The sequence below is a fragment of the Paenibacillus sp. PAMC21692 genome, from assembly GCF_014303795.1.
GTDB classification, from domain to species: Bacteria; Bacillota; Bacilli; order Paenibacillales; family Paenibacillaceae; genus Pristimantibacillus; species Pristimantibacillus agaridevorans.
In genome coordinates this window covers 4,984,320-5,009,106 of sequence record NZ_CP060293.1, presented here as the reverse complement: position 1 = coordinate 5,009,106, position 24,787 = coordinate 4,984,320, and the positions used below count along the sequence as shown (strand labels likewise).

Genomic DNA, 24,787 nt, shown 5'->3' with positions numbered 1-24,787 from the left:
GCAGGGACTGACGGCTCGTCTCCAACAGGCTGGCGCCAGCGGAACGGGCTCGTACTTCTGCCCTAAACTATATGCAGAAGAACAAAAAAGATGATTCCCGCTTCCTGCCGGGAATCATCTGCTGTTTGATCCGCTTCTTTCGACTTCCCTTAATCCCGCTCATAGATGGAGCCCGAGCGGCTGGCGAACAGTTCCGTATACACCTTCTCGGCGTAAGCGTCCGTCATGCCGGCGATGTAGTCGGCGACAAGCCGTTCCCATGGCCATGCGCCATTTTGCGTGTCGTAGCTCTCCACCCAATCCGGCGGCAAGATGAGACGCCCGGTCTCGTAATCTTCCAGGCTGTCCCATAGACGCTTCAACATATTCTCGCTCCGCTTCTGCAGCCGTTGTACGCGGAAATCCTTGATCAGCGTCACCCATGCGAGCTTCTTCAATATTTCCATCGTCCGCAGCAGCTCCAGATCCTCGGCTCCGTCTCTCACGAATGTAATTCGTTTCCACCCCGTCCTGGGATCGTCGATGATACCGACGCTGTTGGCGAACCTGCTGACCCACCGCGCCTTCATCTCGCGGCGTGTTCGCGAAGCTTCGCGACCGTACTGGACGTACACTTCCTTCCACTGCCGGTAGTAGTCGTCGAGGACCGTCTTTACCATGCCCCTCAGATCGGCCTTCTCCCAATGGACAGCCTCCATCGTTGCGGGATCATCGATGATCTCCTGCACGACCCGCTTCACAAGCCGATCGTCCTCAAAAAAGTCGTCGGACAACAGGATTTTGCCCGCGCGAATGCCGTCTTCGATGTCGTGGGTGGAATAGGCGATATCGTCGCAAAGATCCATGAGCTGGGCTTCCAGCGTGCTGCAGCCCTCCGGCATCCCCCATAATCCGCGCAAATAGTCGATTCCCGCCCACTCCATGGGATAAACGCCCTTCATCCGCCCAGGGTCGTTCAGATTAAAGGGGTATTTGTTTGTCGCAAGAAGTACGGCGGCAGATAAGTCTAGGCCGCGCTCGCTTCCGGCCCGCTTTTCCAGAAACATGAGAATACGGAAGTTCTGCGCGTTGCCTTCATACGGAATGCCGTATCCGGCCCGCAAAATATCATTCAGCACCTCTTCTCCTTTGTGGCCGAACGGCGGGTGGCCGAGGTCGTGCGCGAGCGCCGCGCATTCCACCACCTCGGGAACCAGCAGCAAGCCCGGATGCTCGTTCTTCGCCAGGAACGAATACGTTTTGCCTAGCCGGCGCGCCACCTCTCTGGCGATCTGCGATACTTCCAGCGAGTGGGTCAGCCGGGTGCGATAGTAATCTCCGGAGCCCGCCCCGAACACCTGCGATTTGCCTTGCAGCCTCCGGAATGCCGGCGACTGGATCAGTCTGGCGTAGTCCTTCTCGTATTCGTCGCGATCCTCGCTCGATAGCGTATTGCCTATGTCATGCAGCCTGAGCTTGCGAATATTCATCTGTCATCACCTTTTCCGCATTGTCTAAGATGATAATGGCATAACTTGCCCCTGTTTGGCAAAAAAACATCTAATAAGTTATAGAAAACAGGGGCTGTCCCAAAAGCCAATTTGGGATTTTTCGAGCCCCACGTCAAGTCGGTTTTTTTCAAGAAAAGGACCTCATCCCACTTTACAGTGGAATTCGAGGTCCTTTTGCGTGTAAATTGGAACGCTTCCCTATCATTTGAACACTTTTGGGACAGCCCTCCTTACGTTCGAGTGCCGCCAAATAGCATGAACATAGCGGACTTGTCGCATACGTATGGAGTATTTTTGCATGGTGTATTAGTAACCCCTCTATACATGCAAATGAATATGCAATCTTGTCTGAGTCGATGGGATATCGTTCAGAGGGATTCGTTTGCACATTGCGAGGCCCAAACATCGGCTTCTCTGCACATTTGTACACTTCTCCCCAATTTCCGAAACCTATTTGGCCCCTGTACAGCGATTTGTACGAAAATACACAAATCCTCACTTCACATCGTCGTTCGGGACCCCTTTGAACCAATATTTATGTATATATGTACAAATATACGAATGAATGGCTCTTACCTCGCCATCATTGTGTATTTTCGCTCAATTGTTGCGTAAACAGCACAAACTAATCTGCATCCGAGAGCGCCATAACCAAGCCGTCATGACCAGGGCACCTGGGTCCTGGGATTAATCACTCCCAAGGTGTCCAAATGCAACCGATACATGCGACTCAACTGCAACGGAACTGAAAGGCGTTATTTCATCAAAAAACGCCATTTCCGCAATTCTAACGGAACTGACAGCTCTTAAGAGGGGCACAAGTTCGCGGTTTGCCTCGATTTCTCACAAATAACGTCGCCCAGTTCCGTTAGATTCTACTAACACGCCAAATGATCAAAATAAGGCTTCTCAGTTCCTTTACAGGTTGTCGATGATCGATTATAGCTTCATTTCCAGCTTTGCAACAATGAATCGATAGCCTCTTTTCTCGGGCTATCGCATCCCAAGTCGCTCCGCGCGACTCCAAGGGTCTGTCCCACAAGTCATCGTCAGTGGAGAAATCAGAAAGTGGATATGAGCTAAAGAAGCGGCACCATCGGAGCGAGAGTTGCGAGGGTTGTCCGTTTAAGGAATTGTGCACGAAAGCGAAAGGAAATCGCGAAATCAGTGTAAGTATGAAGTATTTAAGTTACAAGCAACAAGCCCGTGAAAAACTCAGAAGCGAGGAAGGATATGCGTTATCGGTTCGAAGGATGATTGAACCGGAAAGCGTGTTTGGGCAAATAAAGAATAACCGGGGATTCCGACGTTTCCTGCTTCGAGGCCTGCCGAAGGTAAGCATTGAGATCGGGCGGCTTTCGCTCGCCCAAAATTTGCTCAAGAAGGCGGCAATAGACCAAAAAGCAAAAATGGTGGTGCAGGGATAGCCTCCCTAACACCACCATTTTTTCATTTTAGACGTTTCATTCATCAAGTGAGCTATTACATCAAGCGAACGATCTTACTTTTGAGATAGCCCCATACCGACTGGAATTAATCATATTTCGCTTTTTTTATTTTACCCAATATCCTTCACCAGTCTGCGGTCATGCACAAATCAATTTCTTTACCTATTCGAGAAGATTCATACGTGCCCAATATCATTTGCAGCGCATGAATGCCGTCCTCGCCCGTTACGACAGGCTCCCGGCCTTCGCGCACGGCATACGCCATATCGCGGATCTGAATACGGTGGCCGTCAGGAAGAACGGCGAATGGCTCGAATGCCGGCAGCTCTACGGCTTCACCGTCTATCATAAGCTGCTTGATTTGATCATCTTCATAGACGAGAGTCCCTTTTTCTCCATGAAGCTCAACCCGTTGTCCAAGCTCCGGATTAGAGGTTGTCGTCATGACCATGACCCCCAGTCCGCCTCCTTCAAAGGTAAGCGATGAAACGGCTGTGTCTTCTACTTCAATGTTTCTTTGCAGAGCACAGGCTTTTCCATAGATGGTTCTCACCGGACCTGCAAACCATTGCAGAAGGTCAACGATATGAATGCCTTGATTCATCATCGCTCCGCCGCCGTCAACCGCCCATGTTCCTCTCCAGCCGGCGCTGTCGTAATATTGCTGAGAACGATAAATTTTTACGTAAGCATCGCATAAGGTGAGTCTGCCCAGCTTGCCTTCTCCCAGCAGCTGCTTCACATATTGCGCAGCTGGCGCCATCCGTCTAGGAAACACCGTTGCCAGCTTTACGTTCTCCTCTTTGCATACCCGAATCATATGCAGCAGGTCGTCCAGTTTGATTGCCAGCGGCTTCTCGCAAATAATATGCTTGCCTGCACGAGCGGCAAGCATCGTGTGCTCGGGATGCATCCCGCTTGGCGTGCATATATTTACAACCTCAATATCTGGATCCGCAAGCATTTCCTCATATCTCGCATAGTATTTGGCGCCAAACTTGTCCGCGAATGCCCGGCCCTTCTCCTCATCTGCATCGCAAACGGCGGACAGTACCGTTTCTTCAAGCCGGTTAATGCCCTGCGCATGAATATCGGCGATAACTCCACAGCCCATAATCGCAAATCGAACTGGCTTAAACATGCGGCCCACTCTCCTTGGATGATGGAATTAACTTATAGAGTACGGCAGCATCAGCGTCCAGTACAGCACTGCTTGCTTTGATCAGCTCCTCGTGCGTAAGCAAAGATGCTTCTCCTCTTATAAAACCAAGAAAATCTGCCGTAATGGTGGCATGAGGCTGGATTAGATCCACCATGTTCCATTCCTCTTCCTCGCTAGCGTAAAGCATGATTGGAGTGCTCGACCCCAATAAAGGATCGCCGCTAAGCCTCAGCTCGGCAAAGCCCTTCGTTCCTGTAACGAAGATACGCCCGTCGCCCCAGGTCCAGCTCTTTGACGGCGTATGCCAATCGGCGTAAAGCTGCGTCAGTAAACCATCGTCAAGCTCTACTTGAACATTCACCGTATTATAGAAGGTTGGATGCTCCGGAAGAACGCTTTTGCCTACCAGACCTGCAGAGTTCTTAATCTCTTGCCCCGTAAACCAGCGCAGAAGGTCATAGTCATGAATTAACAAGTCGATCAAAATCCCGCCGCATTGCTCCTTGTTAAAAAACCATGCAGGGCGTGAAGAAGCGTTAAGCTTATGCGGCTTTCTCATGCCAATATGAACAAGCTCCCCCAGCTTGCCTTGGTCGACATATTGCTTTAGCGTATAAATAGCCGGATGGAACCTTTCGGTCAAAAGCATCCCTACTTTTATCCGATTTCGCTCGATAATCGCTTCCAAACGCGCCAGTCCATCTTGATTTACGACAGCCGGTTTATCGACCATAATCGATTTACCGTACTGCTCGCACAGCTCAATCACATCTATTTTTTCATTATTCATGCTTGCGCAGCCTACGATTTCAATAGCTTCCCCCAACAAGGAGAGCTTGTTCTCCACGAGCGGGATTTCGTACTTCTCCGCAATCACTTCAGCTAATGTTCGATCATGCTCCTCAAAAATACCGGCACAGCTGTAGCCCGACTGATACATTTGCTCTATGAATATTTCAATATGATTATGCTGACAGCCGATAATAGCAAACTTTTTTTCTCCCATATCTCTTCTCCTCTGTCTTACACTATCCGTTATTTCTAGCAAAAATTTTGTCGGCCTCTACGCGGAATTCCTTAACCGCTTCTTCGATCGTGGCTTTGCCAAATTGATGCTTCTGAATAACTTTCTCGAATAATGCCGTTACTTCGCCAGCTCCCTTTGGACCTGCATCATACCAGGCTGGATTGCTTTGCGATACATGCTCCAGCATCGCAATCATCTTTTTGTCGCGATCCGTAAATTTCGGAGCTAAATACTCGCGTACTTTTTTGTTCTCTGGCAGTCCGCGCTCCGTTTCCAATACATCTGCCGCCTCTTCGCTGTTGACTAGAAAATCAATCAACAAAGCGGCTGCTTCTTGCTTCTTGGATTTAGCGGAGGCGCTAAAGAACATCGCTGTTTGCAGTACGCTGCCTGTTTGCTCTGCGCGCGGATAAGATATCATATCCACATTGTCTGTCATGACGGATTGATAAGCTGGGAAAGCGGCAATCCAAGTAGGTCCCATCATCGCGACTGTTCCTTTTAACAGCGCATCCTTATTCGGATCCGCATTGCTTAGCGGCAAGGCTGAAGCCGTAATATTAGCGGGAGGAGCTATACCTTCCTTGCGTGCTGTCTCCCACATGCTCATCCATGCTTTAAGATTTTCATCGTTATAGCCTAGTCGATTATCTTCCGAGTACATCTTGTCGCCTTTGGAAAACAAATAGTACATAAAGGCCTCAAGCGAAGAAGAGGAGTCGAACATTCCGTAAACATTGTCCCCTAACGCCGCCTTCAGCTCACGCGATATGGCAAACAGCTCATCCCAAGTCGAATCCTTTTCAGGCTTGCCGATTTTGGCTTGGTCGAACATTTCATTATTAACGAGCAAGACGGATGCATTATCGGCAACCGGGATGCCTGTCAGTTTTCCGCCTATCGTACCTTGATTGCTTAACACATCCGCATTCAAATCGTCAATCTTTAGAGCGCTGCCAACAAAAGGATTGAGATCCGCCAATACTTCGCGTTCGGAATACTCTTTAATATACAAAATACTCATTTGCATCACGTCGGGCGCGTTGCCTGCCGATACCTGTGTAGAAAGCTTCTCCCAGTACCCATCCCAAGAGGAATATTCGGGGATAACTTTAATGTTCTGATATTTCTCTTCAAATTTTGCAATCGCTTGCAAAGTTCTGTCATGTCTGCCCTGCGATCCCCACCAAGCAAAGCGCAATTCAATTTTTTCTTCTTGTGCTCCTTGCTCCTTATTGCCATTTTCCCCTTTTGTCGCGCTGCCGCCGCCATTGCCGTTGTCTTGACCGCATGCCGCTAATAGCGACATTAGCAAAGCTGATATTGATGCGATCAATAAAGGTTTTTTAAACCACTTGTTGCTGCCCGTCATGTCATTCACTCCTCGTATGCGTTTATCCTTGCTGTCTTTAATTATAGGAAACCGTATCGTAAACAAAATAATATAAATCTATAAAAAGTATCGTTAATATATGAATACGGTTAACAATAATCGGACGGATTGCATCCCATATGCTTTTTAAACTGCTGACTGAAATAGGCATTATTTTTATAGCCAACCATAGCCGTAATTTCATATAGCTTATATTTTCCGCTCATCATAAGCTCCTTAGCCCGCTCCATTCGAACATGCGTCACGTAGCTGTTGTAATTTTCGCCCGTTACATCTTTGAAAATCTGACTTAAATAATTTCGAGTCAAGCTCACTTTATCGGCAATGATGTCTAACGTAACATCCTCATTCAAATGCTCTTTCACATACTTTTTAATATAATCTACCGTTTTCTTATGCTTGTGATTCACTCGATTCGCCATCGCATCGCACACGAGGGCCATCGTTTCCTTCAGCCAGGACTCCAAATCCTGCGCATGATTGATACGCTCCAGATCCTGATACCAGCGGACATTCGAATATATATCCTCCACATTAATACCTTGCTGGTACAAGCTGATCGTCAGCATGCCCATCAAATCAATGACAACGCTTCGCATATAATGCACATTCATCGCTTTATGCTCATTCAAGGTAAGAAGCAGACCCGAAATATGGGCGGCAAGCTCATCGGAGCGTCCCTCCAATACGACTTCCATTAATGACTGATAATGCTCAATCGGTTTAGACGGAAGCGATTCGGACAGCTTGTTCAAGCTTTGCTCGTTAACTACGAGCCAATTATCCTCTACAGATGCTCTCTCAACCAGGGCATTGATCGCATGGCGGTAGGATCGCCAAACCAAGGAAACCTCATATTCAATTGTGCCCAGCGAACCCCATACATCCAGCTTCAAATAATTTTTGATAGGTTCTATAAACTGTTTAATAATATATTTCATTCTATTTTTAGACGTCTCTTCTCTCAGATGATGAGGCTGCGCGAATACGAGAACAAATTTATTTTTCTGAACATCCGCCAAATAAACGTTCGCTTGCTTGGATACTAATTCTTCCAATATATTTGTTACCGCATAGGTATACGTTAATAAATCCTTGCTTTCAAAATGGGCTTTGCCGATTGGAACCACATATTCGAGCACGGCAACAGTAAATATCTGATTGGTAAAGTTCAGCCCTAATTGCTTCGTTGCCTTTTCAAAAAACTCTTTTTCACAAAAATGAGGCTCAAGCATTCCCTTAAGCAGTCTCTTCTTTGTTTCTGGCAAATGGTAATTTACAAGTTCCTTAAGCTCCCGTTCTTCCTGCTCATGCTGGTTGCTTTGCTTTATCTTTTTGATGGTTTCCAGCAGTACGGATTCAATTTCCGGAACGGTTGCGGGTTTGGACAAATAGTCGGAAACCTTCAGCTTTAAAGCAGACTTAGCATAATTAAAATCATCATAACCGCTTAAAATAATGACCTCTGCCTTGGAGCCTGCTTGTCGTGCCGACTGCAGCATAGCGATTCCATCCATTCTGGGCATGTAAATATCCGTCAATATTAAATCGGGCTGATGCATCTCGATCATCGCAAGCCCTTCCATGCCATCAATCGCGAGACCAGCAATCTCTACATTCAACTTTTGCCAATCAATCGTTCTGGTTAGCCCCTGCAGAGTCATTTGATCATCGTCGATAATGACTGCTTTAATCTTTGCGCTCATGACCATCATGCCCCTCTCTTAACCTTTCCCAATCCAATGGAACAGACGAAAGCTTCGGAACTGAAATTGTAACTGTTGTGCCTTTATCAAGAACGCTTTCTATATTAACGCCATAGGCAGAGCCAAAATAAAGATCAAATCTATCCGAAACATTGCTCACGCCATGATGCTGCCGTTCCCTTACCTTCGCCGTATCTTCCATACCATGACCATTATCTTCAATAATAAAAACAATGGAATCGGTCAACTCCAAAGCACGAATGGCTATAAACCCTTTTCTTCTGGAATGAAAGCCATGAATAATCGCATTTTCGACAAAAGGCTGCAAAGTTAATTTAGGTAAATAATAATCATTTATTGTTTCCGGAATATGAAGAAGGATATGAATTTGATCCTGATATCTAATTTTTTGCAGCTCAACGTAGCAGGTAATATGCTCAACCTCTTTTCTTATCGGTATAAAGGATTCGCCGCTCGAAAGCGCGATCCTGAGCATTTTTCCAAGCAATGAAAGCATACGGCTAATCTCGCCCGCTCCTGCTTCAATGGCATGCCAATTCATCACATCCAGCGTGTTATAAATAAAGTGAGGGTTCATTTGCTCCTGCAGAACCTTAATATCCGCTTCTCTTTTTTGCTGATTTTTTCGATTCAGCTGCTCGATAAGCTCCTCAATATTGATAGCCATGTTATTAAAATGATTGTTCAAATAGCCGAATTCGTTATCATATTCATTGTCGATTCGCGTATTCAGTCTGCCTGTTTTCAAATGTTTCATCGCATTTACAAGCCCTTTAATAGGATGAACAAATTGTCTCGCCAAAAAATAAGCAAACGTTGTGGCCAACAAAACACAAATTACCGCCACAATAACAATTGTATTTTTAATTTTTTGACTGCCAGCCGTGATGCCCGTCCATGAAATCAAATCCAGTGACACCCACTGTGTGCGCTGCTGCTTGCTCCAAACCAACAGCTGTTTTTCATCAAAATGGTGAATGGCATATTGCTTTTGAAAGTTCCCCTGATTCATCATGTCAGGAAGCGCTTCAGAAATAGCGGAATATGGCAAAGCGTCGTTTTTCACTTGACTGGAATCGAGAATTAGCCTTGAATTCGTATCCAGCAAAAATCTTCCGGCATCGGCTGCATGACTCGACATGAGCTTATGCATGTATGAAATATTCACGTTAAAAACGAGTACCCCCAGCTCCTTGCCCTCAGGCGAGAGCACCTTGCGGCTAAAGCTGACTACATCATCCTTGCGCTGCACAAAGCTGCCATTAATAAGTTTATTGGTACCCAGCCAAATATAATCGGCATGCTGGATCATCTCATACATCGGGGATTGCTCTAAAATCGAGTAGGCAAAAATGCCGTTTACCCCCGAATAATAGTTGTTCGTACTCCCCTTGGCATACAGTTGAACAGAATGAATACCTTCCTTAATATAGCTCTGTCTGCTTAGCAGATCGATCACTTGCTCATTTTTCTCAATTCTGGAGAATGAGTTTTCCTCCTCCTGCAAATACTCTACAATCAGGGGATGACTGGCCGCAACCAAGGAATCGTATTCAACGGCCTGCAGTTGAATATCGATTTGCTTGTTAATTTCATCCAGCAACAAAATGCGCGAAGAGATCGTCTTGTCGACGACCTCTTGATTCGTAATCATATAACTGGTTATTCCAAGCGTTAAGATGAGAATAGCAGAAATAATAATAAAGGAAGTAAAGAGATTGGCCTGAAGGGAAAACACTTTAATCGGATTTTTCATATCCTTCACCGTCGTCTCATGGTAGTTAGGTCGTGTCTGAAAACCCGCTCAGGGGCATCTTTCACCGCCTTTCCGCCCCCTGCTTCGTCACTTTTGCTTGACGTACCCCCGGTACGCCTTCACAAAAGTTCCTTGCATGGAACGAAAATTCGGCAAAATCTGCTCCCCTCGGAGTATTCAGACACGCCCTAGTCTCGTGGTTCCAGGTTAATAGATTAATTGATTTTTAGTCAATTGTACACGAGAATAATTTTCTACTTGATCCCCGTTGTAGCAATCCCTTCCACAAAGTATTTTTGCGAGAACATAAATATTATAAAACAAGGTAAAATAGACAGTACACTCATAGCATACATCGGACCCCAAGTAACAGCAGAAGAGTTATCCAAAAATAGTCGAAGCGCAAGCGGTACCGTATATTTCGCCGTATCTGTCAGATAGAGCATCTGTGCAAGAAAATCATCCCATGTCCAAATGAAGCAAAACAGCGCTGAAGTAATAATAGCCGGCATACATAGCGGCAGCACAATTCGAAACGCAATGCCAAGCTGCGAACAACCGTCGATTTTCGCAGATTCATCCAAATCATTCGGGATGCCGCGCACAAATTGGTTAATAAGAAACACATAGAATGGTCCTACCGCCAAAAAGTGAGGCACAATAATCGGCAGCGCCGTGCCAATCCAGTCGAAATTTTTAAACAAAATATATTGCGGCACCAAAGTAACCTGTGTTGGAAGCATAAGCGTAATCATGAGAATCGCAAACCAGAAATTTCTAAGCGGAAATTTTATTCGCGCAAAACCGTATGCAACGAGCGCGCTTGACAGTACCGTGCCAACAACAGATAGGCCGGCAATAAAAAACGAATTCAGAAAAAACTGTCCGAAAGTAAATCCTGGTATAGCGGTCCAGCCGTCCAAAAAGTTATTCCATTCGAAATGAGAGGGAAATAAGCTCGTGCTGTTCATTTCCGTATTGGATTTCACTGAGCTGCCGAACAGCCATAGGATTGGGTAAATCATCAAAATACTGCCTGCAATCAGGACGATATATTTCGTCCACAGCTTTGTATGAGCCATCACATAGCTCCTCCTTCTTGCCGCTTATTCGTTTTAGTTTTCATAGTGCACCCACTTTTTCGATGTGCCGAAAATAATGACAGTCGAAATACCGATAATGACGAGCAAAATCCATGCAAGCGCGCTGGCATAACCCATATCGAAAAATACAAACGCTTTTTGATACAAATACAAGGCATATACTAAAGTCGAATCAATGGGTCCGCCCTTTGTAATAACAAATGCCTGCGTAAACATTTGAAAGCTATTGATCGTTTGCATAACCGTATTGAACAAAATAATGGGTGTCAGCATCGGCAGCGTCATTTTGAAAAAGATACGAGTCTTAGAGGCACCGTCAACCGCAGCCGCTTCGTATAAATCCTTCGGAATTTGTTTTAATCCCGCTAAAAAAATAACCATGGATGAACCGAATTGCCAGACCGACAAAACAATAAGTGTAGATAAAGAAGTGCTAGGCATATTAATGAAATCCGTCGCAGGTATTCCAAATGTGCCAAGCAGCTTGTTGACCAATCCGTCGTATCCGAACAAATTACGCCAAATCGCTGCTATAGCTACACTGCCGCCTATCAAGGATGGCAAATAATAGACAGCGCGGAATATCGACATTCCTTTGATCGATTTATATAAAAGCATGGCTACGCCCAACGCAAACGCCAGCTTCAGCGGAACCGATACAAATACATAAAGAAAGGTTACCTTTAATGCTTGTGTAAATGTTTGGTCATTCATAAAGATTTCTTTGTAGTTCCCAAGGCCGGAGAACTGAGGACTCTCAAGCAAATGATAATTCGTTAACGAAAAATATAGCGATTGTCCCATTGGAATAAGCGTCAACAGAAACAACCCGATTAGCCAAGGCGATATGAATGCGTATCCCCATAGTCCGTCGACCAACTTATTGCGCTTTGATATTTTCATGGCATTCGTCATAAATAACTCTCCCTCTTTGTTGCGTCTTATCTGTGATGCTCTTATTGTATCCAGGGGAGCTTGGAACAAAAATAATACAAATCTATAATATGTAATGCATTTATACAATGAACAGCAGTCCGAAGAATGAGCACGCCTGCGCACTCGCTGATCGAAAGTTTGCGGAAACATTATATTAAAAAGTAAATGGGACTGTCCCAAAAGATATAAAAATAATAGCGAGTCAGTAATGCGCACAGTTAGACACAGAAATGGTCGGTCAGGATACCAATCCTTGACCGACCACTGCAACAAATACATCCCATAGGCGTTATAAACGACTATGGAGCTCCTAACAGAGACAAATACATCCCATAGGCGTTATTAACGACAATGGGGCTCGTAACAGCTACAAATACATCCCATAGGCGTTATTAACGACTACGGAGCTCGTAACAGCGACAACTACAGCCCATAGGCGTTATTAGCGACTATGGGGCTCGTAACAGCGACAAATACACCCCATAGGCGTTATTAACGACTATGGAGCTCGTAACAGCGACAACTACAGCCCATAGGCGTTGTTAACGACTATGGAGCTCGTAACAGCAACAAATACACCCCATAGGCGATATTAACGACTATGGAGCAGCAACAATAACGACGTTCCTGCTTCTAGGCCTGCCTAACGTAAAACTTGAGGTCGGGTGGCTTTCGCTCGCTCACAATTTCTCAAGAAGGCGGCAATAGACCAAAAGCCAGAAATGGCGGTGCAGGGATAACGCCCTAGCACCGCCATTTCTTCATTTTTGAGGTTTCATTCATCAAGTGAGCTATTTCATCAAGCGATTTATCATACTTTTGAGAATTGTTGGACGTATCTCCGTCGGCGTCGTCTTTATTCCTTCATCTTCCTTTGCCAGACATATGGCTCGTCATACGACCATGAATCCCGATTTATAAATGCCGCCAGCAGTGCGATCAACGTCCCGGTGATGCTAAACAAACCGATCAGCCAAATGGATAATATCGCGTAACCCGATGCCATCCTATTTCCTCCTCGCGCCTTTTTATTACCATATGCGCGAAAAGGAAGGAATAGTAGAAGCGCTTCCGCCCATCACAAAGGCATAATAGCAATTTATTCAGATAGGCCAATGAGGTTGGGCGAAGCGCCTTCCCATCTGCCTATCATTCACTTACTATATAACTATACGATTTTGAATGCAGACTATTTGTTTTGAAGGAGTGAGAACATGGAATTATTGTTCGTCGTAATTATCGTATTCTTCATCGTCATCATGATTGCTGGATTGGGATCCAAAAGAAAGTCATATCATCGCGGCTCACCTTCGGATGGCGGTCATTCGGGATTTGCTTATAATGATGACTCCCATCGTCGCCCCCACGAAGACAACCAGACGGGTGGACATCACCATGATCATGGTGGAGGACATGGAAACGGAGATAGCGGAAGCAGCGATGGCGGAAGTGGGGGTGGAGGCGACTAAAGGACGCCTCCCTCCCACGCTATGACTTCAACCTTTCCCGCGAACGACTTGATTCCCCGCTATGAGGTCATGAATGCGGCGTTTGTCCTCACGCAGCCCAACCATAAACAAGTAGAAAGCGATGAATATGCCTGCAATCGGTTTGACGCGAAAAGTACGGTTCATTCGTCGTCGCCTAAATTGCATATACCTCTCTCCCTCCCACATAGGTTGAGCGAATGGCAAGATCGTCGTCCACAATGAGAAAATCCGCGTCTTTTCCCGCTTCAAGCTTTCCTTTGCGGTCGGCCACGCCACTCTGACGTGCAGGTACTTCCGTAAAGGATGGCAAGACAACTTCCAGCGCGTATCCGGTATAAGAAAGCACGTTTTTTAAGCCTTGAATCATCGTCAGCGTGCTTCCGGCCAGGCTGGATCCGTCCTTGAGCCAAACTTGCCGATCCTTTAAGATGATCTCGCCGTAGTCTCCGTCGGGAAGCCCTGCCTGCTGCACGGCATCCGTGATCATGCACACTTTATGGGCGCCTTTGATGTCGAAGAGCAGCTTAACGACCGCCGGATGGACATGAATGCCGTCCGGAATGAGTTCCGTCGTAAGCTCCCCGCAGATCAGACCGGATCCCGCGACGCCCGGATCCCGGTGATGGAAGGGGCTCATGCCGTTGAAATGATGCGTCGTGTGCGAGACCCCCCTGCGGATGGCTTCCAGCACTTGCGCGTGCGTGGCGTCCGAATGGCCGATCGAAACCGTTATGCCGAGCCCGGCCAGCAGATCGACCGCTTCCAGACCGCCTTCGATTTCCGGGGCGAGCGTGGCCAGCTTTATGCGGTTGCCGGACGCTTCGATATGGCGCCTCAGTTCAGCCTTAGTCGCGGAACGGAGATGCCTCTTGTCCTGGGCTCCGCCGCGACCCGGATGAAGAAACGGACCTTCCAGATGGACGCCGAGCAATTCGGCGCCGTCCAGTCCCCTGCTCGCCGCTTCATCCGCGCAACGAAGCGCTTTCAGAATCTCCTGCTCCGATGCCGAATCCGTCGTGGCGAGGAACGACGTCGTGCCGTGCGCGGCATGAAACCTGCTCATCCCATCAAGTCCCTCGAAGGTGCCGTCCATCACCTGAAAGCCGTTTCCGCCATGGACATGAACGTCGATGAGACCGGGAAGAACCCGCTTTCCTTGCAGATCAAGAACCAGGACCGCCTCCATGAACGCCTCCGATATCTCTTCCGGCTCGCCCACGGCTTCGATCCGTCCATCAGTCCCAACCAGCAGGCATCCGTTGTCGATCACGCGCCTGCCCGTGTAGATACGCCCATTCGTCAGCAACAGCCTTTGATTCCGAGCATTAACTTGAATAACGTCCACTCTCCTTTCTCCATCTTTCCAATGCAACGTGCGTTGCACCCATCATGCCCGCCGAATCGCCTAGCTTCCCGGCCATCAACTCCGGCCGCATGTCCAGCTGATCGAGATGAATCTCCATCTCCTCGCGGATGGGCTCCATCAAATAACGGCCGGCGGCCGCCACGCCACCTCCGACGATAAAAACTTCGGGAGCCAGTATCAGCGCCATCGTGGACAGTTTGCGTCCAAGCGTGCGCCCGACGTACCGGAATATGTCCAGCGCCGTTTCGTCGCCTGCCTCGCATGCCTCGTAGACATCGAGAGCGGTTATCGGACGGTTCAGCCGGCCAAGCGCCGTCCGCTCTCCTGTCCGAACCGCTTCTTCCGCCAGACGCGCGATTCCGGACGCCGACGCGATCGTCTCCAGGCACCCGAGCTTCCCGCAATTGCATGGATAGCCGGTTCCGTCTACGACATCGTGGCCGAATTCGCCGGCTAGCTGACGGTTACCACGGACAAGCACGCCGTCGTTTATTATCCCCGCCGCCAAACCCGTGCCAAGCGTGAGACAGATCAAGTGGCGATAGCCGACCCCGGCACCGGCGGCCGCTTCTCCCAACGTATACATTTTTACATCGTTGTCGATAAACACGGGCGCATCTAACCGCCTGCTCATATCGTCCGCGAACGCTACGTTCCTCCAGCCGAGATTGGACGAATCCAGCGCAATTCCTGAGCCCGGCTCCACCCAGCCGGGAATGCCGAATCCTGCGGCCCCGATCCCCCGGTAGCCGGCTTCCGACGCCATCGCGACAATCTCCGAGGATAACCGTTCGAGAAACTCGACCGCATTAGACGTCGGCCGCATGGGATTGCCGCGGATGGTTGCGATGCTCCGTTTCAGGCGCAAAACGCCTTCGGCGTCGAAAATGCCGATCACCGTATTGGTTCCTCCGATGTCTACCCCAACGATCGCGTCATGCGAAGACGATTGGGCCGTCATGTGCTCCGCCTCCCTTTTTAAGCCGCAAGCTTGCATATCTTAATGGTAGTGCGATCGTCCGTTCAGTCATACGGGCCAATATTGTCTTATACTAAGCGGCTATTATCCAATCGGGAATACCCATCGCGGCAAGAAAACCCCGGGTGGTACACTGGATTCGAGGCTGTAAGAAGAGAGGAGATTTTATGGAAAAAATAATGATTACCGTAGGCGAATCCTCTGGCGATTTCATAGGAGGAACCAATCAGATCATTCAGGCAGCCGTCGATTACGTGTCTTTCCTTGGCGGCGGAACGGTCAGGCTCGCGGAAGGAGTCTACCAAATGCAAAGCACCGTTCATCTTAGATCGGGCGTCGTGCTGGAAGGAAGTCCGGGCCGCACGGTGCTGCGGCAGCGCGAAGAACGAATTTCGGCCATTACGGCCGACGCCGATCTCCACGAACGTCAGGTCAGCGTCGAGCAACCCGAGCTCTTCCCCGTCGGTCAAACCGTCGCCATACGCCGAAGAGCCGAAAGCAGAGGATTCGGGGATACCGTCGCCGTCGTGACGGGAAAAGACGGTAACGTGCTTTATCTCGACCGCGAGCTCCTCTCCACGACCCTGCTGTCCGAGGGAGGCATCGTAACGACTCATACCCCGGTGCTCAGCGGATACGATTGCAACGGCGTGGAAATCCGCGGCTTGATCGTAGAGGGCAACCAAAGCAATCCGACGCTGGCAAACGGATGCCGCTGCGCGGGAATCTTCCTGTTCGATGCCCATGACGTGCTTATCGAAGACTGCAGCGTCAGGGACTATAACGGTGACGGAATCAGCTATCAGCATTCATCCGCCATTCGCGTCCTCCGTTGCGAAAGCGCTCGCAACGGGGGCAAAGGCATCCATCCTGGCAGCGGGACCAAAAACACGGAGATTCTGAACAGCAGCTTTAACGAAAACGGAATGGACGGGATTTTTCTCTGCTGGCGTGTGCAGGATAGCATCGTCGAGAACTGCACGGCCATTCGCAACCGAATGAGCGGCCTCTCCATCGGCCACAAGGACATTCGCAACCTGATTCGTTCCAACCGGCTGTCCGAAAATAACATGTACGGCATCTTCTTCCGGAACGAATCGGAGCCGATGGCGGCCAACTACAATCGCGTCGAGCACAATCTGATCGAAGACAACGGTTCGGAACAAGCGGGGCATGTCGGCATTCGAATCCGCGGCGGAACGCATGACGTCGAACTGATCGGCAACCGAATTTGCTTCTCGTCGGCTCCTCCGGAACAAACGATCGGCATTTGCATGGAGGAGCATACGGGCGAGATCCGATTGAAGGATAACGAGTTCGTGAACTGCGCGATGGAGACGCACGATCATTGGTTAATCGCCGCTAAATGAAAAAAAGAGCCGTACCGCTTCAGCAAAATCTGCTGAACGGTACGGCTTTTTTAATTAACTCCTTTATTTGGCGGAATCCAGGCTCTCCTGGTACAGAGCGGTAACGTCCTGATTTTGTTTGTCCAGTCCTTTTTCCTTAAGCGTTTTCTCGAGGTCGCTCCAGATCGCGTCCAGCTTCGCCGGATCCTTCTCCAGAATGAATTTCGGAAGCGCTTTGCCCCACTCCGCTATAGCTTCCGTGTTGAATTTTTTGATATCGTCCGTCCACTTGACCACAGAAGGAGCGAATTGGTAATCCTTTTCTTCTCCTTTAATCAACAGGTCTGCAGCCGTTTTGGCCCCGTACTTGCCGTAAGCTTCGACTTGGGAGGGGTTCATGTTTTTCGAGATCCAGCTTTCCGAGTTATCCCATCTGGCGTAATCGCCATCCGACAAGGTAAAGCCGGAAGCGTAATTCGTGGAGAGCATGCGGGCGTAACCCATGCCCAGATCCTCCCAGAACGTGCTCGGTTTCGTCTTGTATTCGTTCACCAGCCAATCCGTTGCGGTACGTTTGCCGTTCTCGACCGTATAATATTTGCCTTCGATACCCCAGCCGACGAGAATTTGATTTTCCAGCTTGAACATGTCGTCATAGAATTGGATGAGACGAACGGGATCCTTGGCGTTTTTCGTAAACGACAGCCACATGTCGCCGCCCCTATTCGGATTCGTGGACGGTTTGTTCACTAATTTCGTCTTGCCCGGCGCAACGATGTCGAAGGAGATATAGGAACGATCCTCCATGCCGTTCTGCGCGAGCGTACTGCTACAGTTGCCGCCGCCGCCGAAGATGACCAGGACGCGGCCTTGGTTGCATTTCGTCGTGAATTGTTCAGGCGTTTGAACGAGCGACTCCGGATCGAACAGCCCTTCGCTGTTAATTTGATTGAAGAATTTAAACACGTCGGTATAGCCGGGCTCGAAGAAACGAAGTCTTGCATTTTTTTGATCGTCCACGAAATACTGCGCCGTCGTCGGGAAACCCGCGTACGAACGAGCGGAGGTATCGAAAATATTGTAAAGCTGGTTGGCCGCTCCGTAATTGGAGAACCCGATCGTCTTGCCGCCGTCGATTTCCGGATATTTCGCGATATAGTCGGCAGCTACTTTCTTGACGTCGTCAAGGGTCTTGATTTCGGGATAACCGGCTTCCTTCAGAACGGCGGCTTGGATGGCGATCCATCCCGCTTGGTTCAGGTTGCGTACCTCTTGTGTAGGAGGCTGGAGCAGGCCGTAGACTTTGCCGTCCGTATGCGCAAGCATCGAAAGGTCGTTGTTGTAAGCTTTCATAATGTTAGGTCCGTGTTCCTTGATCAGATCGGTAAGATCCAGGACCGCGTTCGCGTCGATGTAGGATAGCAGAGTGTTGTCGTGAATATTGATGACCTCGGGGAAATCGCCGGCCGCAAGCCAAATATTCATTTTCTCGCGGAAGTCGCCCGTAATGATATCCCACTTGATCGTGGCGCCCGTGCGCTTCTGAACTTCAAGCGCTACTTCGCTCGTCCAGTTGATGTTCGGATTATCCGTATTCATCGTAAACGTAAACGGCGTTCTGGCAGCTTCTTCGGCAGGCGCGGTGCTCTCGGTTGTAGGCGCCGGCTTGGATGTTTCCTCAGTCTTGGCATTGCCGCTGCCCGAATTACCGTTCGAGCAAGCCGAGATTAGCAGAATGCTCGCCATCAGCAAGGCGATTACCGCATGGAACTTGATTCTTTTCCCCATTTTTTGCGACCTCCACGTCATTTTTTATATTTCTAAGCGGCTTCCGTCTTTATCCTTATAAACGGAAACCGCTGCGAAATCAATCCTTCATGGCACCGAGGGTCAAACCTTTGACAAAATATTTTTGCAGGAACGGATAGACCAGCAAGATAGGAACCGTTACCAGAATCGTCAAAGTGGATTTGATGGTCAAAGGCGATATGACGCGTACCGCGTCGCTTTCTCCCGTATCCGAAACACTGCTTTCGACGGTCTGGATCATCTTCTGAAGCTCGTATTGCAAGACGGCAAGCTTCTCGTTGCGGCTGTTGTACAAGTAGTTGTCGAACCAGGAATTCCATTCGCCCACGGCTACGTAAAGCGCGACCGTGGCGACCACGGGAAGGCTGATCGGCAAGATGATCCGGGTGTAAATGCCGAAGTCGTTCGCTCCGTCGATATAAGCGGATTCGACGAGGCCGTCGGGCAGCTGCTCGAAGAACGTTCTCATGACGAAAATATAAAAAGCGCTGACGATTCCGGGAACGATGTATACGGCAAAGGTGTTCATCAGCCCAAGATCCTTGATCAGCAGGTAAGTCGGGATCAGGCCTCCGCTTACGTAAATCGTGATGACGAGAATAAAGCTGAAATGGCGCCGGAAAATGAACATCTTTCGGCTGAGCACGTAAGCAAGCATCCCGTTGCAGAACACCGAAACGACCGTTTGGATGACCGTCCGCAGCACCGAATTGAGCGAGGCTCTCGCCAGTTTCTCGTTTTGAAACACGTAAGCGTAGTTTTCCAGCGTGAATTTGCGAGGAAGCAGGTATAAGCCCCCTCTAAGCGCATCGGTCGTTTCGTTAAGCGAAATGATCAGCAGATAAATGAACGGATATACGGTGGACAGCGCAGCCACCGACAGCAAGGCGTACATCCCGATGTCAATCAGCCGTTCTCCCGTACTGCGGTAATGAGGCATAGAAGATCGCTCCAATCGTTAAAAGAGGTTGGTTTGATAACGTCTCGCAATCGCGTTGACAATGAGGACAAGCGTTATGCTGACGAGGGAGTTAAAGATGCCGACCGCCGTGCCGAAGGAGAAATCCCCTTGATTGAGCCCGAGCCTCAGCGCCAGAATCGAAATGACTTCCGAATATTCCTGGGTAATGGCGTTGCCGAGCAGGAATTGCGACTCGAAACCGCCGGTCATCAAATTGCCGATGGAAAGGATCGTAAGAAGGACGAACGTTGGGATGATGCAAGGAATAATGATGTATTTGACGCGTTGCCAGCGGCTTGCCCCGTCAACCTGCGCGGCATCGTAGAGACTGGGATCGATTCCGCTAATCGCCGCCAAATAAATAATCGCGCCCCAGCCGAAGCCTTTCCAGGTAAGGATGATCGTATGCAGCACCCAGAACCAAGTCGCTTTGCCGAAGAAAAAGATTCCTTCGTCGATCCAGCCCAGCTTGACCAGCAGCACGTTAACGAGGCCGCCGTCCGGCGATAGAAGCATAACGAATATATTGGCCACGACGACCATGGAAACGAAATGAGGCAAATAGGTCATCGTTTGTACGACTCTTACGAAGCCCTTGCTTCTGAGCTCGCTCAGGACGACGGCCAATCCGATCGCGAACACCGTACCGGCTACCAGCTGCATGGAGTTCATGGCAAAGTTGTTGCGTAATGCCAGAAAAAATCCGTCATGCGAAAGCAATTCTTTAAAATGAGCGAGCCCTACCCACTCGGCGCTCCACACGCTACGCCCGATTTTGTAGTCCTTGAACGCCATGAGCCAACCCCAGAGCGGGACGAACTGGAACACCATCAAATGCAGCATGATGGGAACGGACATCCAGAGCAGAATGTGCTGCCTTTTAATGCGATTCCAGAGTCCGGATTTGCGAACCGCCCCTGGCCCATCGCCAAGTTTAAACGCTTTCATATTAGTGAAATTAATCTTCACGGTCGAATCTCCTCCGTTCTCTTTGTTGTCATTATAACGTTAGTCGCCCCTCCCGCAGTATCTCTCAAAGTTGTTCTTTACTAGGTGATTCTTAAACAAGAACATCAAGGTGAAACGGCTGTCGCCGTCCTTTGGCGGCGCAGTAAGTAACATTGCCGAGAATTATAGGTCAAGTACGGAGAAAACTTATACTTTCCTGTAACTAGAAAAAAGCACCTGAATTCGCTTCAGGTGCCTCTAAGTTTTGCTATGTCCTGTTAACCCGCCTGCGCCGGTTCATGGCCGAGAATGGGATGCGTCAGCTCGATCGCGGTCCCTTCCCCGTTCCGGTTCAGAATGCGCAGCCCGTATCGCTCTCCGAAATAGATGCTTAGCCGTTCGTGAACGTTGCGCAAGCCGACGCCTTTTCTTTCGCTTGGATCCCCATGGTCCGGGGACAGCAGCGAAGGTCGAACCTCCTCCGGAATGCCAGGTCCGTTGTCGATGATGTCGAAATGCAAACTATCGGCAATCTTGGTGCCCTTGATTAAGATTTTCACCTCGTCCCCGGCTCCCGTGAACCGGGTGCCGTGTTTGATCGCGTTTTCCACCAGAGGCTGGAACAGCAGCCGCAGACACGGAAGCTGCATGATGTCGTCATCGATCATATAGACGACGCGGATCGACGTATCCTGGCGCGCCGACAGAATGTTGACATATGCCTTTACGTGTTCGATTTCCCGTTCGACCGTCGACAGCTCGCGGCCGTCGTTCAAACTCAGCCGCAGCAGATTCCCGAGCGAACTGACCATTTCGCTAATGTCGTCGGCATGCCGGCTCTCCGCCTTCCAGCGAATGGCCTCGAGCGTGTTGTACAGGAAATGCGGATTGATCTGGTGCGTCAGAACCTGGAACTCCAGCTCCTTCTTGTCTTTCGCTTCCTTCTCGGCGCTTTGGACCAGCTCGTCGATTCTTCTGACCAAATTATTGTAGCCCAAGTACAGCCAGCCGATCTCGTCGCTGCGGCTGACATGCGGCACGCTCGACAGGAACTCGCCGCGTTCCATTCTTCGCATGGCCTGTACCAATCGATGGATCGGGTTGGTAAAACGGGTGGTCAAATAGGCCACGGTCATGAGGGATAGCCCGGAGTAGAACAGCAGGAACAGCAGACTGACGCGTTCGATTCCTTCAACGGGCTTGGTCAGGACGGAAACCGGCAGCAGGCTTACCACCTTCCAGTCGTTATTGGCTACCGGCGCGTAAGATACCATGTACTCGGCGCCGTCGATGTTGATGGGATTGGAGTCGCTCGGCATGATCCGCAGATACTCCCGGAGATTTTGGGATTCCACTTTCGTGCCGATCAGGCTCTGATCCTGGTGATACATGATGATGTCCTTGTTGTCGACCAGCATGACCTGCTGCTGTTCAAGCTTCCTTAACGGCGCCAGATAATCGCTCAACGTGCTTACTTTAATATCGGCCGATACATAGCCTAGCGGCCGGCTTTCGCCCAAGCCGTATAATTGTTTGATCTGGGATAGGATCGGCTCCTTGTAAAGCGTCTGGTTGTCTACCGGCAGGAATAATTGCCAAAACGGCGATTTCATGACCTTCGCGTTGCTGAACCATTCTTCCATCTCCACGTCGATATTATGATAGATGGAGTGGGTAAACGTGGGGTATCGACCTGGATCGATCGGGAAAATCCGAATGGAAAAATCATGCGAATTGCTGCTGAGCAGGCTATTATATTGATTGAGCCTCATTGCGATGTCGAGCTCTTCCAGCGTGCTGGAAGGCGTAATGCCGAGCAGGTTCTGCATGTCGGGCGAATACATGATTTCGTTCTGCGTATTGCTGACCAGCTCCAGATAATTATCCAGATTCCGTGCGTTTCTCTCCATCATCTGGCTGGATATGATGGAGCTGACGTCCTGGATCGCCTCTACGGATCTGGAATACGAGAAGTAACCGATAAAGAGGAACGGAAGCATGATGACCAGGAAAAATAGGATGATAACTTGATGCCGAATCGAAAATCGGCCCATCCGCAGCCAATGATTATTCATGCTGGCAGCCCCTGCTGTTCCGATATTCTTGCGGCGTGCAACCGAATTTTTTCTTGAACAGCTTGGAGAAATGAACCGGATCTTGGTACCCGGTCATAAAGCTGATCTGATAGATCTTGAGATTAAGATCGACCAGCAGCTCCGCGGCCTTGGTCATCCGGACGTCGGTCAGGTATTCCAGGAAATTCATCTCGGTTTCCTTCTTGAAGAGCTTGCTTAACCATACGGGCGTCACATGAACATGATCGGCGACCGTCTGGAGCGTCAAATTGTCTTGATATTGCCGCAGGATGAAGCGCTGCGCTTCGTGGACGATCTGGCTTCTGAAGCCGGATTGCACCCTTATGTTATCCGCTGCCGCCAGCAACTGATTGGTCGTTTCCTTCCATAGAGATTCCAGGGTGTCGAAATGTTCAAGATGCTCCCACAGAACGATGGGATTTTTCTCCCACGACGGTTCTTTCCAACCCGTAGTCTTCTGCACGGTCCGGAATAACTCGAGCAGCCATTCGAAAATGCGCTGCTGAAGATCCTTGGGGTGATGAACGTTCCACGTCTTGACCAGTCTAGGAAAAAAAGACATGGCGTCGCGAATGTCTTGATGGCTTCCGTATTTCAGCAGCTCCACCAGATCCTTGGCGTTCGCGAGCTGATTCTCGGCGCGATCGTTCATGCCGGACAAGTCCTCGTCGCCTTTGAGCGAGCCGTGAACTTTATAATACTCCAGATAGCTCGTCGCTTTGCGGTGCAGCTCGAAGAGCTCCGGCACCGACGCTTGGCGCACGGCATATCCCCGGTTGATCCGAATTCGGAGCCGCTCCTTTATCTCCTCGCACGCCGCTTCCGACAATTCCGCAAGGCTTTCCGCGCTTTCGGCGTCGTCGCCGTCTCCGAGCACCAAGATCCAATCATCGTTCCTGGATCGGAACAACACGTGCCCGCAGCTCAGGCGTACCGCGAACAACTCCTCAAGCAAACGGCCCATCCCGAGAAGCAGCTCTTCTGTTTCATGCGGCGAATCTTTGGATAACGCTTTCAAACTATCGACCCTGAATATAATGAGACGGAGCGGAACGTCCATCATCCATTCCAGATTCAGCTGTCTCAGCTTCTGTTCGATACGATGCGAATGGCTATCGCGGAAGGGCTGCTCGGTCAGCTCCCGCAGCAGCTCTTCCCTCATCCGGGGAATCGCCTGCAAATAGCTTTCCTGCAAGAGGCTCCGACTCCGCTCTTCCGCGTTTTGCTCGCGCAAGCGCAAGAGCGAGACGGCTACGGCGTCCGCCAGCTCGGATTTGCTGATCGGCTTCAGCAAATAATCCGATACTCCCAACTTCATCGCTTCCCGGGCATAGTGGAATTCATCGTACCCGCTGATCACGATCAGGCCGCCCGTGTACCGATTGCTTATCAATTCTTCGATAAACTGAAGTCCGCTCATGCGCGGCATGCGGATATCGGTCAAGATGAGATCGGGAGGATAGCGCTTCGCGAGCTCGAGCGCGGTATCTCCGTCATCGGCATCCACCACTTCATCGACTCCCCATTCCTTCCAAGGAAGCTGGGTGACAAGTCCCTTGCGAATTTCCTTTTCGTCGTCCACGACCAGTACTCTCACCATTCGGCCATCCTCCATTCGCGTTTTCGCACGGTTACAAGGCAATCGGCCCCAACACCTTGTAATTATTATCGCGCATTGTAGTCCTGTCCCGTCTATGTGGCAATCATAAACAATGAATGGCAAAATTAACTTTCTATTAACATTCGC

General features: G+C 49.5%; 20 protein-coding genes. 3 read left to right on the top strand and 17 right to left on the bottom strand.

Features of this window, described 5'->3' with window-relative positions:
* Positions 1-149: 149 nt before the first annotated feature.
* Positions 150-1,469, bottom strand: a complete 1,320-nt coding sequence (locus H7F31_RS20020; RefSeq protein ID WP_187100217.1) for a deoxyguanosinetriphosphate triphosphohydrolase family protein — start codon at positions 1,467-1,469, stop codon at positions 150-152.
* A 1,073-nt stretch (positions 1,470-2,542) separates the two neighbouring features.
* Between H7F31_RS20020 and H7F31_RS20015 the strand changes: the two genes are divergently transcribed.
* Positions 2,543-2,917 carry a transposase gene (locus H7F31_RS20015; protein ID WP_261800063.1) on the top strand — a complete coding sequence of 125 codons (375 nt, stop codon included), beginning with the start codon at positions 2,543-2,545 and terminating at the stop codon, positions 2,915-2,917.
* 145 nt (positions 2,918-3,062) lie between these two features.
* Here the strand turns inward: H7F31_RS20015 and H7F31_RS20010 are convergent, their stop codons facing one another.
* From H7F31_RS20010 to H7F31_RS19975, 8 genes are all read right to left on the bottom strand, one after another.
* On the bottom strand, positions 3,063-4,079 hold the full coding sequence (locus tag H7F31_RS20010) for a Gfo/Idh/MocA family protein (RefSeq protein ID WP_187100216.1): 1,017 nt from the start codon (positions 4,077-4,079) through the stop codon (positions 3,063-3,065).
* The gene (locus tag H7F31_RS20005; RefSeq protein WP_187100215.1) at positions 4,072-5,106 is read right to left on the bottom strand and encodes a Gfo/Idh/MocA family protein; all 1,035 of its coding nucleotides are present in this window, start codon (positions 5,104-5,106) and stop codon (positions 4,072-4,074) included. The genes H7F31_RS20010 and H7F31_RS20005 overlap by 8 nt, the downstream gene beginning before the upstream one ends.
* Before the next feature lie 22 nt (positions 5,107-5,128).
* Positions 5,129-6,499 carry an ABC transporter substrate-binding protein gene (locus H7F31_RS20000; protein ID WP_187100214.1) on the bottom strand — a complete coding sequence of 457 codons (1,371 nt, stop codon included), beginning with the start codon at positions 6,497-6,499 and terminating at the stop codon, positions 5,129-5,131.
* Between the two features lie 110 nt (positions 6,500-6,609).
* The gene (locus H7F31_RS19995; RefSeq protein ID WP_187100213.1) at positions 6,610-8,226 is read right to left on the bottom strand and encodes a response regulator transcription factor; all 1,617 of its coding nucleotides are present in this window, start codon (positions 8,224-8,226) and stop codon (positions 6,610-6,612) included.
* Positions 8,210-10,003: a sensor histidine kinase gene (locus tag H7F31_RS19990; protein ID WP_261800539.1), complete on the bottom strand. Its 1,794-nt coding sequence runs from the start codon at positions 10,001-10,003 to the stop codon at positions 8,210-8,212. The genes H7F31_RS19995 and H7F31_RS19990 overlap by 17 nt, the downstream gene beginning before the upstream one ends.
* Positions 10,004-10,257: 254 nt before the next feature.
* Complete coding sequence (locus H7F31_RS19985) at positions 10,258-11,085, bottom strand: carbohydrate ABC transporter permease (RefSeq protein WP_108994161.1); 828 nt, start codon at positions 11,083-11,085, stop codon at positions 10,258-10,260.
* Between the two features lie 33 nt (positions 11,086-11,118).
* Positions 11,119-12,021, bottom strand: coding sequence for a carbohydrate ABC transporter permease (locus H7F31_RS19980; protein WP_261800062.1), 903 nt, complete (start codon positions 12,019-12,021; stop codon positions 11,119-11,121).
* 877 nt (positions 12,022-12,898) lie between these two features.
* A complete protein-coding gene (locus H7F31_RS19975) occupies positions 12,899-13,048 on the bottom strand; it encodes a hypothetical protein (RefSeq protein ID WP_187100211.1) in 150 nt (49 codons plus the stop codon).
* A gap of 208 nt (positions 13,049-13,256) precedes the next feature.
* On the opposite strand from H7F31_RS19975, the gene H7F31_RS19970 reads away from it, so the two are divergent.
* Complete coding sequence (locus H7F31_RS19970; protein ID WP_187100210.1) at positions 13,257-13,511, top strand: hypothetical protein; 255 nt, start codon at positions 13,257-13,259, stop codon at positions 13,509-13,511.
* A gap of 27 nt (positions 13,512-13,538) precedes the next feature.
* On the opposite strand, the gene H7F31_RS34265 is transcribed toward H7F31_RS19970, so the two are convergent.
* From H7F31_RS34265 to H7F31_RS19955, 3 genes are read right to left on the bottom strand one after another with little or no spacing between them, the layout of a single operon-like run.
* Positions 13,539-13,676 carry an RDD family protein gene (locus tag H7F31_RS34265; protein WP_261800061.1) on the bottom strand — a complete coding sequence of 46 codons (138 nt, stop codon included), beginning with the start codon at positions 13,674-13,676 and terminating at the stop codon, positions 13,539-13,541.
* A 10-nt stretch (positions 13,677-13,686) separates the two neighbouring features.
* On the bottom strand, positions 13,687-14,877 hold the full coding sequence (gene nagA / locus H7F31_RS19960; protein ID WP_187100209.1) for an N-acetylglucosamine-6-phosphate deacetylase: 1,191 nt from the start codon (positions 14,875-14,877) through the stop codon (positions 13,687-13,689).
* The gene (locus H7F31_RS19955; RefSeq protein ID WP_187100208.1) at positions 14,858-15,859 is read right to left on the bottom strand and encodes an ROK family protein; all 1,002 of its coding nucleotides are present in this window, start codon (positions 15,857-15,859) and stop codon (positions 14,858-14,860) included. Before H7F31_RS19955 ends, nagA begins: the two co-directional genes overlap by 20 nt.
* Before the next feature lie 185 nt (positions 15,860-16,044).
* Here H7F31_RS19955 and H7F31_RS19950 point away from each other — a divergent pair, with 185 nt between their 5' ends.
* On the top strand, positions 16,045-17,247 hold the full coding sequence (locus tag H7F31_RS19950; protein ID WP_187100207.1) for a right-handed parallel beta-helix repeat-containing protein: 1,203 nt from the start codon (positions 16,045-16,047) through the stop codon (positions 17,245-17,247).
* 63 nt (positions 17,248-17,310) lie between these two features.
* Here H7F31_RS19950 and H7F31_RS19945 read toward each other — a convergent pair whose 3' ends face one another.
* From H7F31_RS19945 to H7F31_RS19925, 5 genes are all read right to left on the bottom strand, one after another.
* Entirely contained in the window at positions 17,311-19,014 is a 1,704-nt protein-coding gene (locus H7F31_RS19945) for a type 2 periplasmic-binding domain-containing protein (RefSeq protein ID WP_187100206.1), read from the bottom strand.
* A gap of 79 nt (positions 19,015-19,093) precedes the next feature.
* On the bottom strand, positions 19,094-19,975 hold the full coding sequence (locus tag H7F31_RS19940) for a carbohydrate ABC transporter permease (protein ID WP_187100205.1): 882 nt from the start codon (positions 19,973-19,975) through the stop codon (positions 19,094-19,096).
* An 18-nt stretch (positions 19,976-19,993) separates the two neighbouring features.
* Entirely contained in the window at positions 19,994-20,965 is a 972-nt protein-coding gene (locus H7F31_RS19935; RefSeq protein WP_261800060.1) for an ABC transporter permease, read from the bottom strand.
* Positions 20,966-21,222: 257 nt separating this feature from the next.
* A complete protein-coding gene (locus tag H7F31_RS19930; RefSeq protein WP_187100204.1) occupies positions 21,223-23,019 on the bottom strand; it encodes a cache domain-containing sensor histidine kinase in 1,797 nt (598 codons plus the stop codon).
* A complete protein-coding gene (locus H7F31_RS19925; protein WP_187100203.1) occupies positions 23,012-24,640 on the bottom strand; it encodes a response regulator in 1,629 nt (542 codons plus the stop codon). The genes H7F31_RS19930 and H7F31_RS19925 overlap by 8 nt, the downstream gene beginning before the upstream one ends.
* Positions 24,641-24,787: the final 147 nt, after the last annotated feature.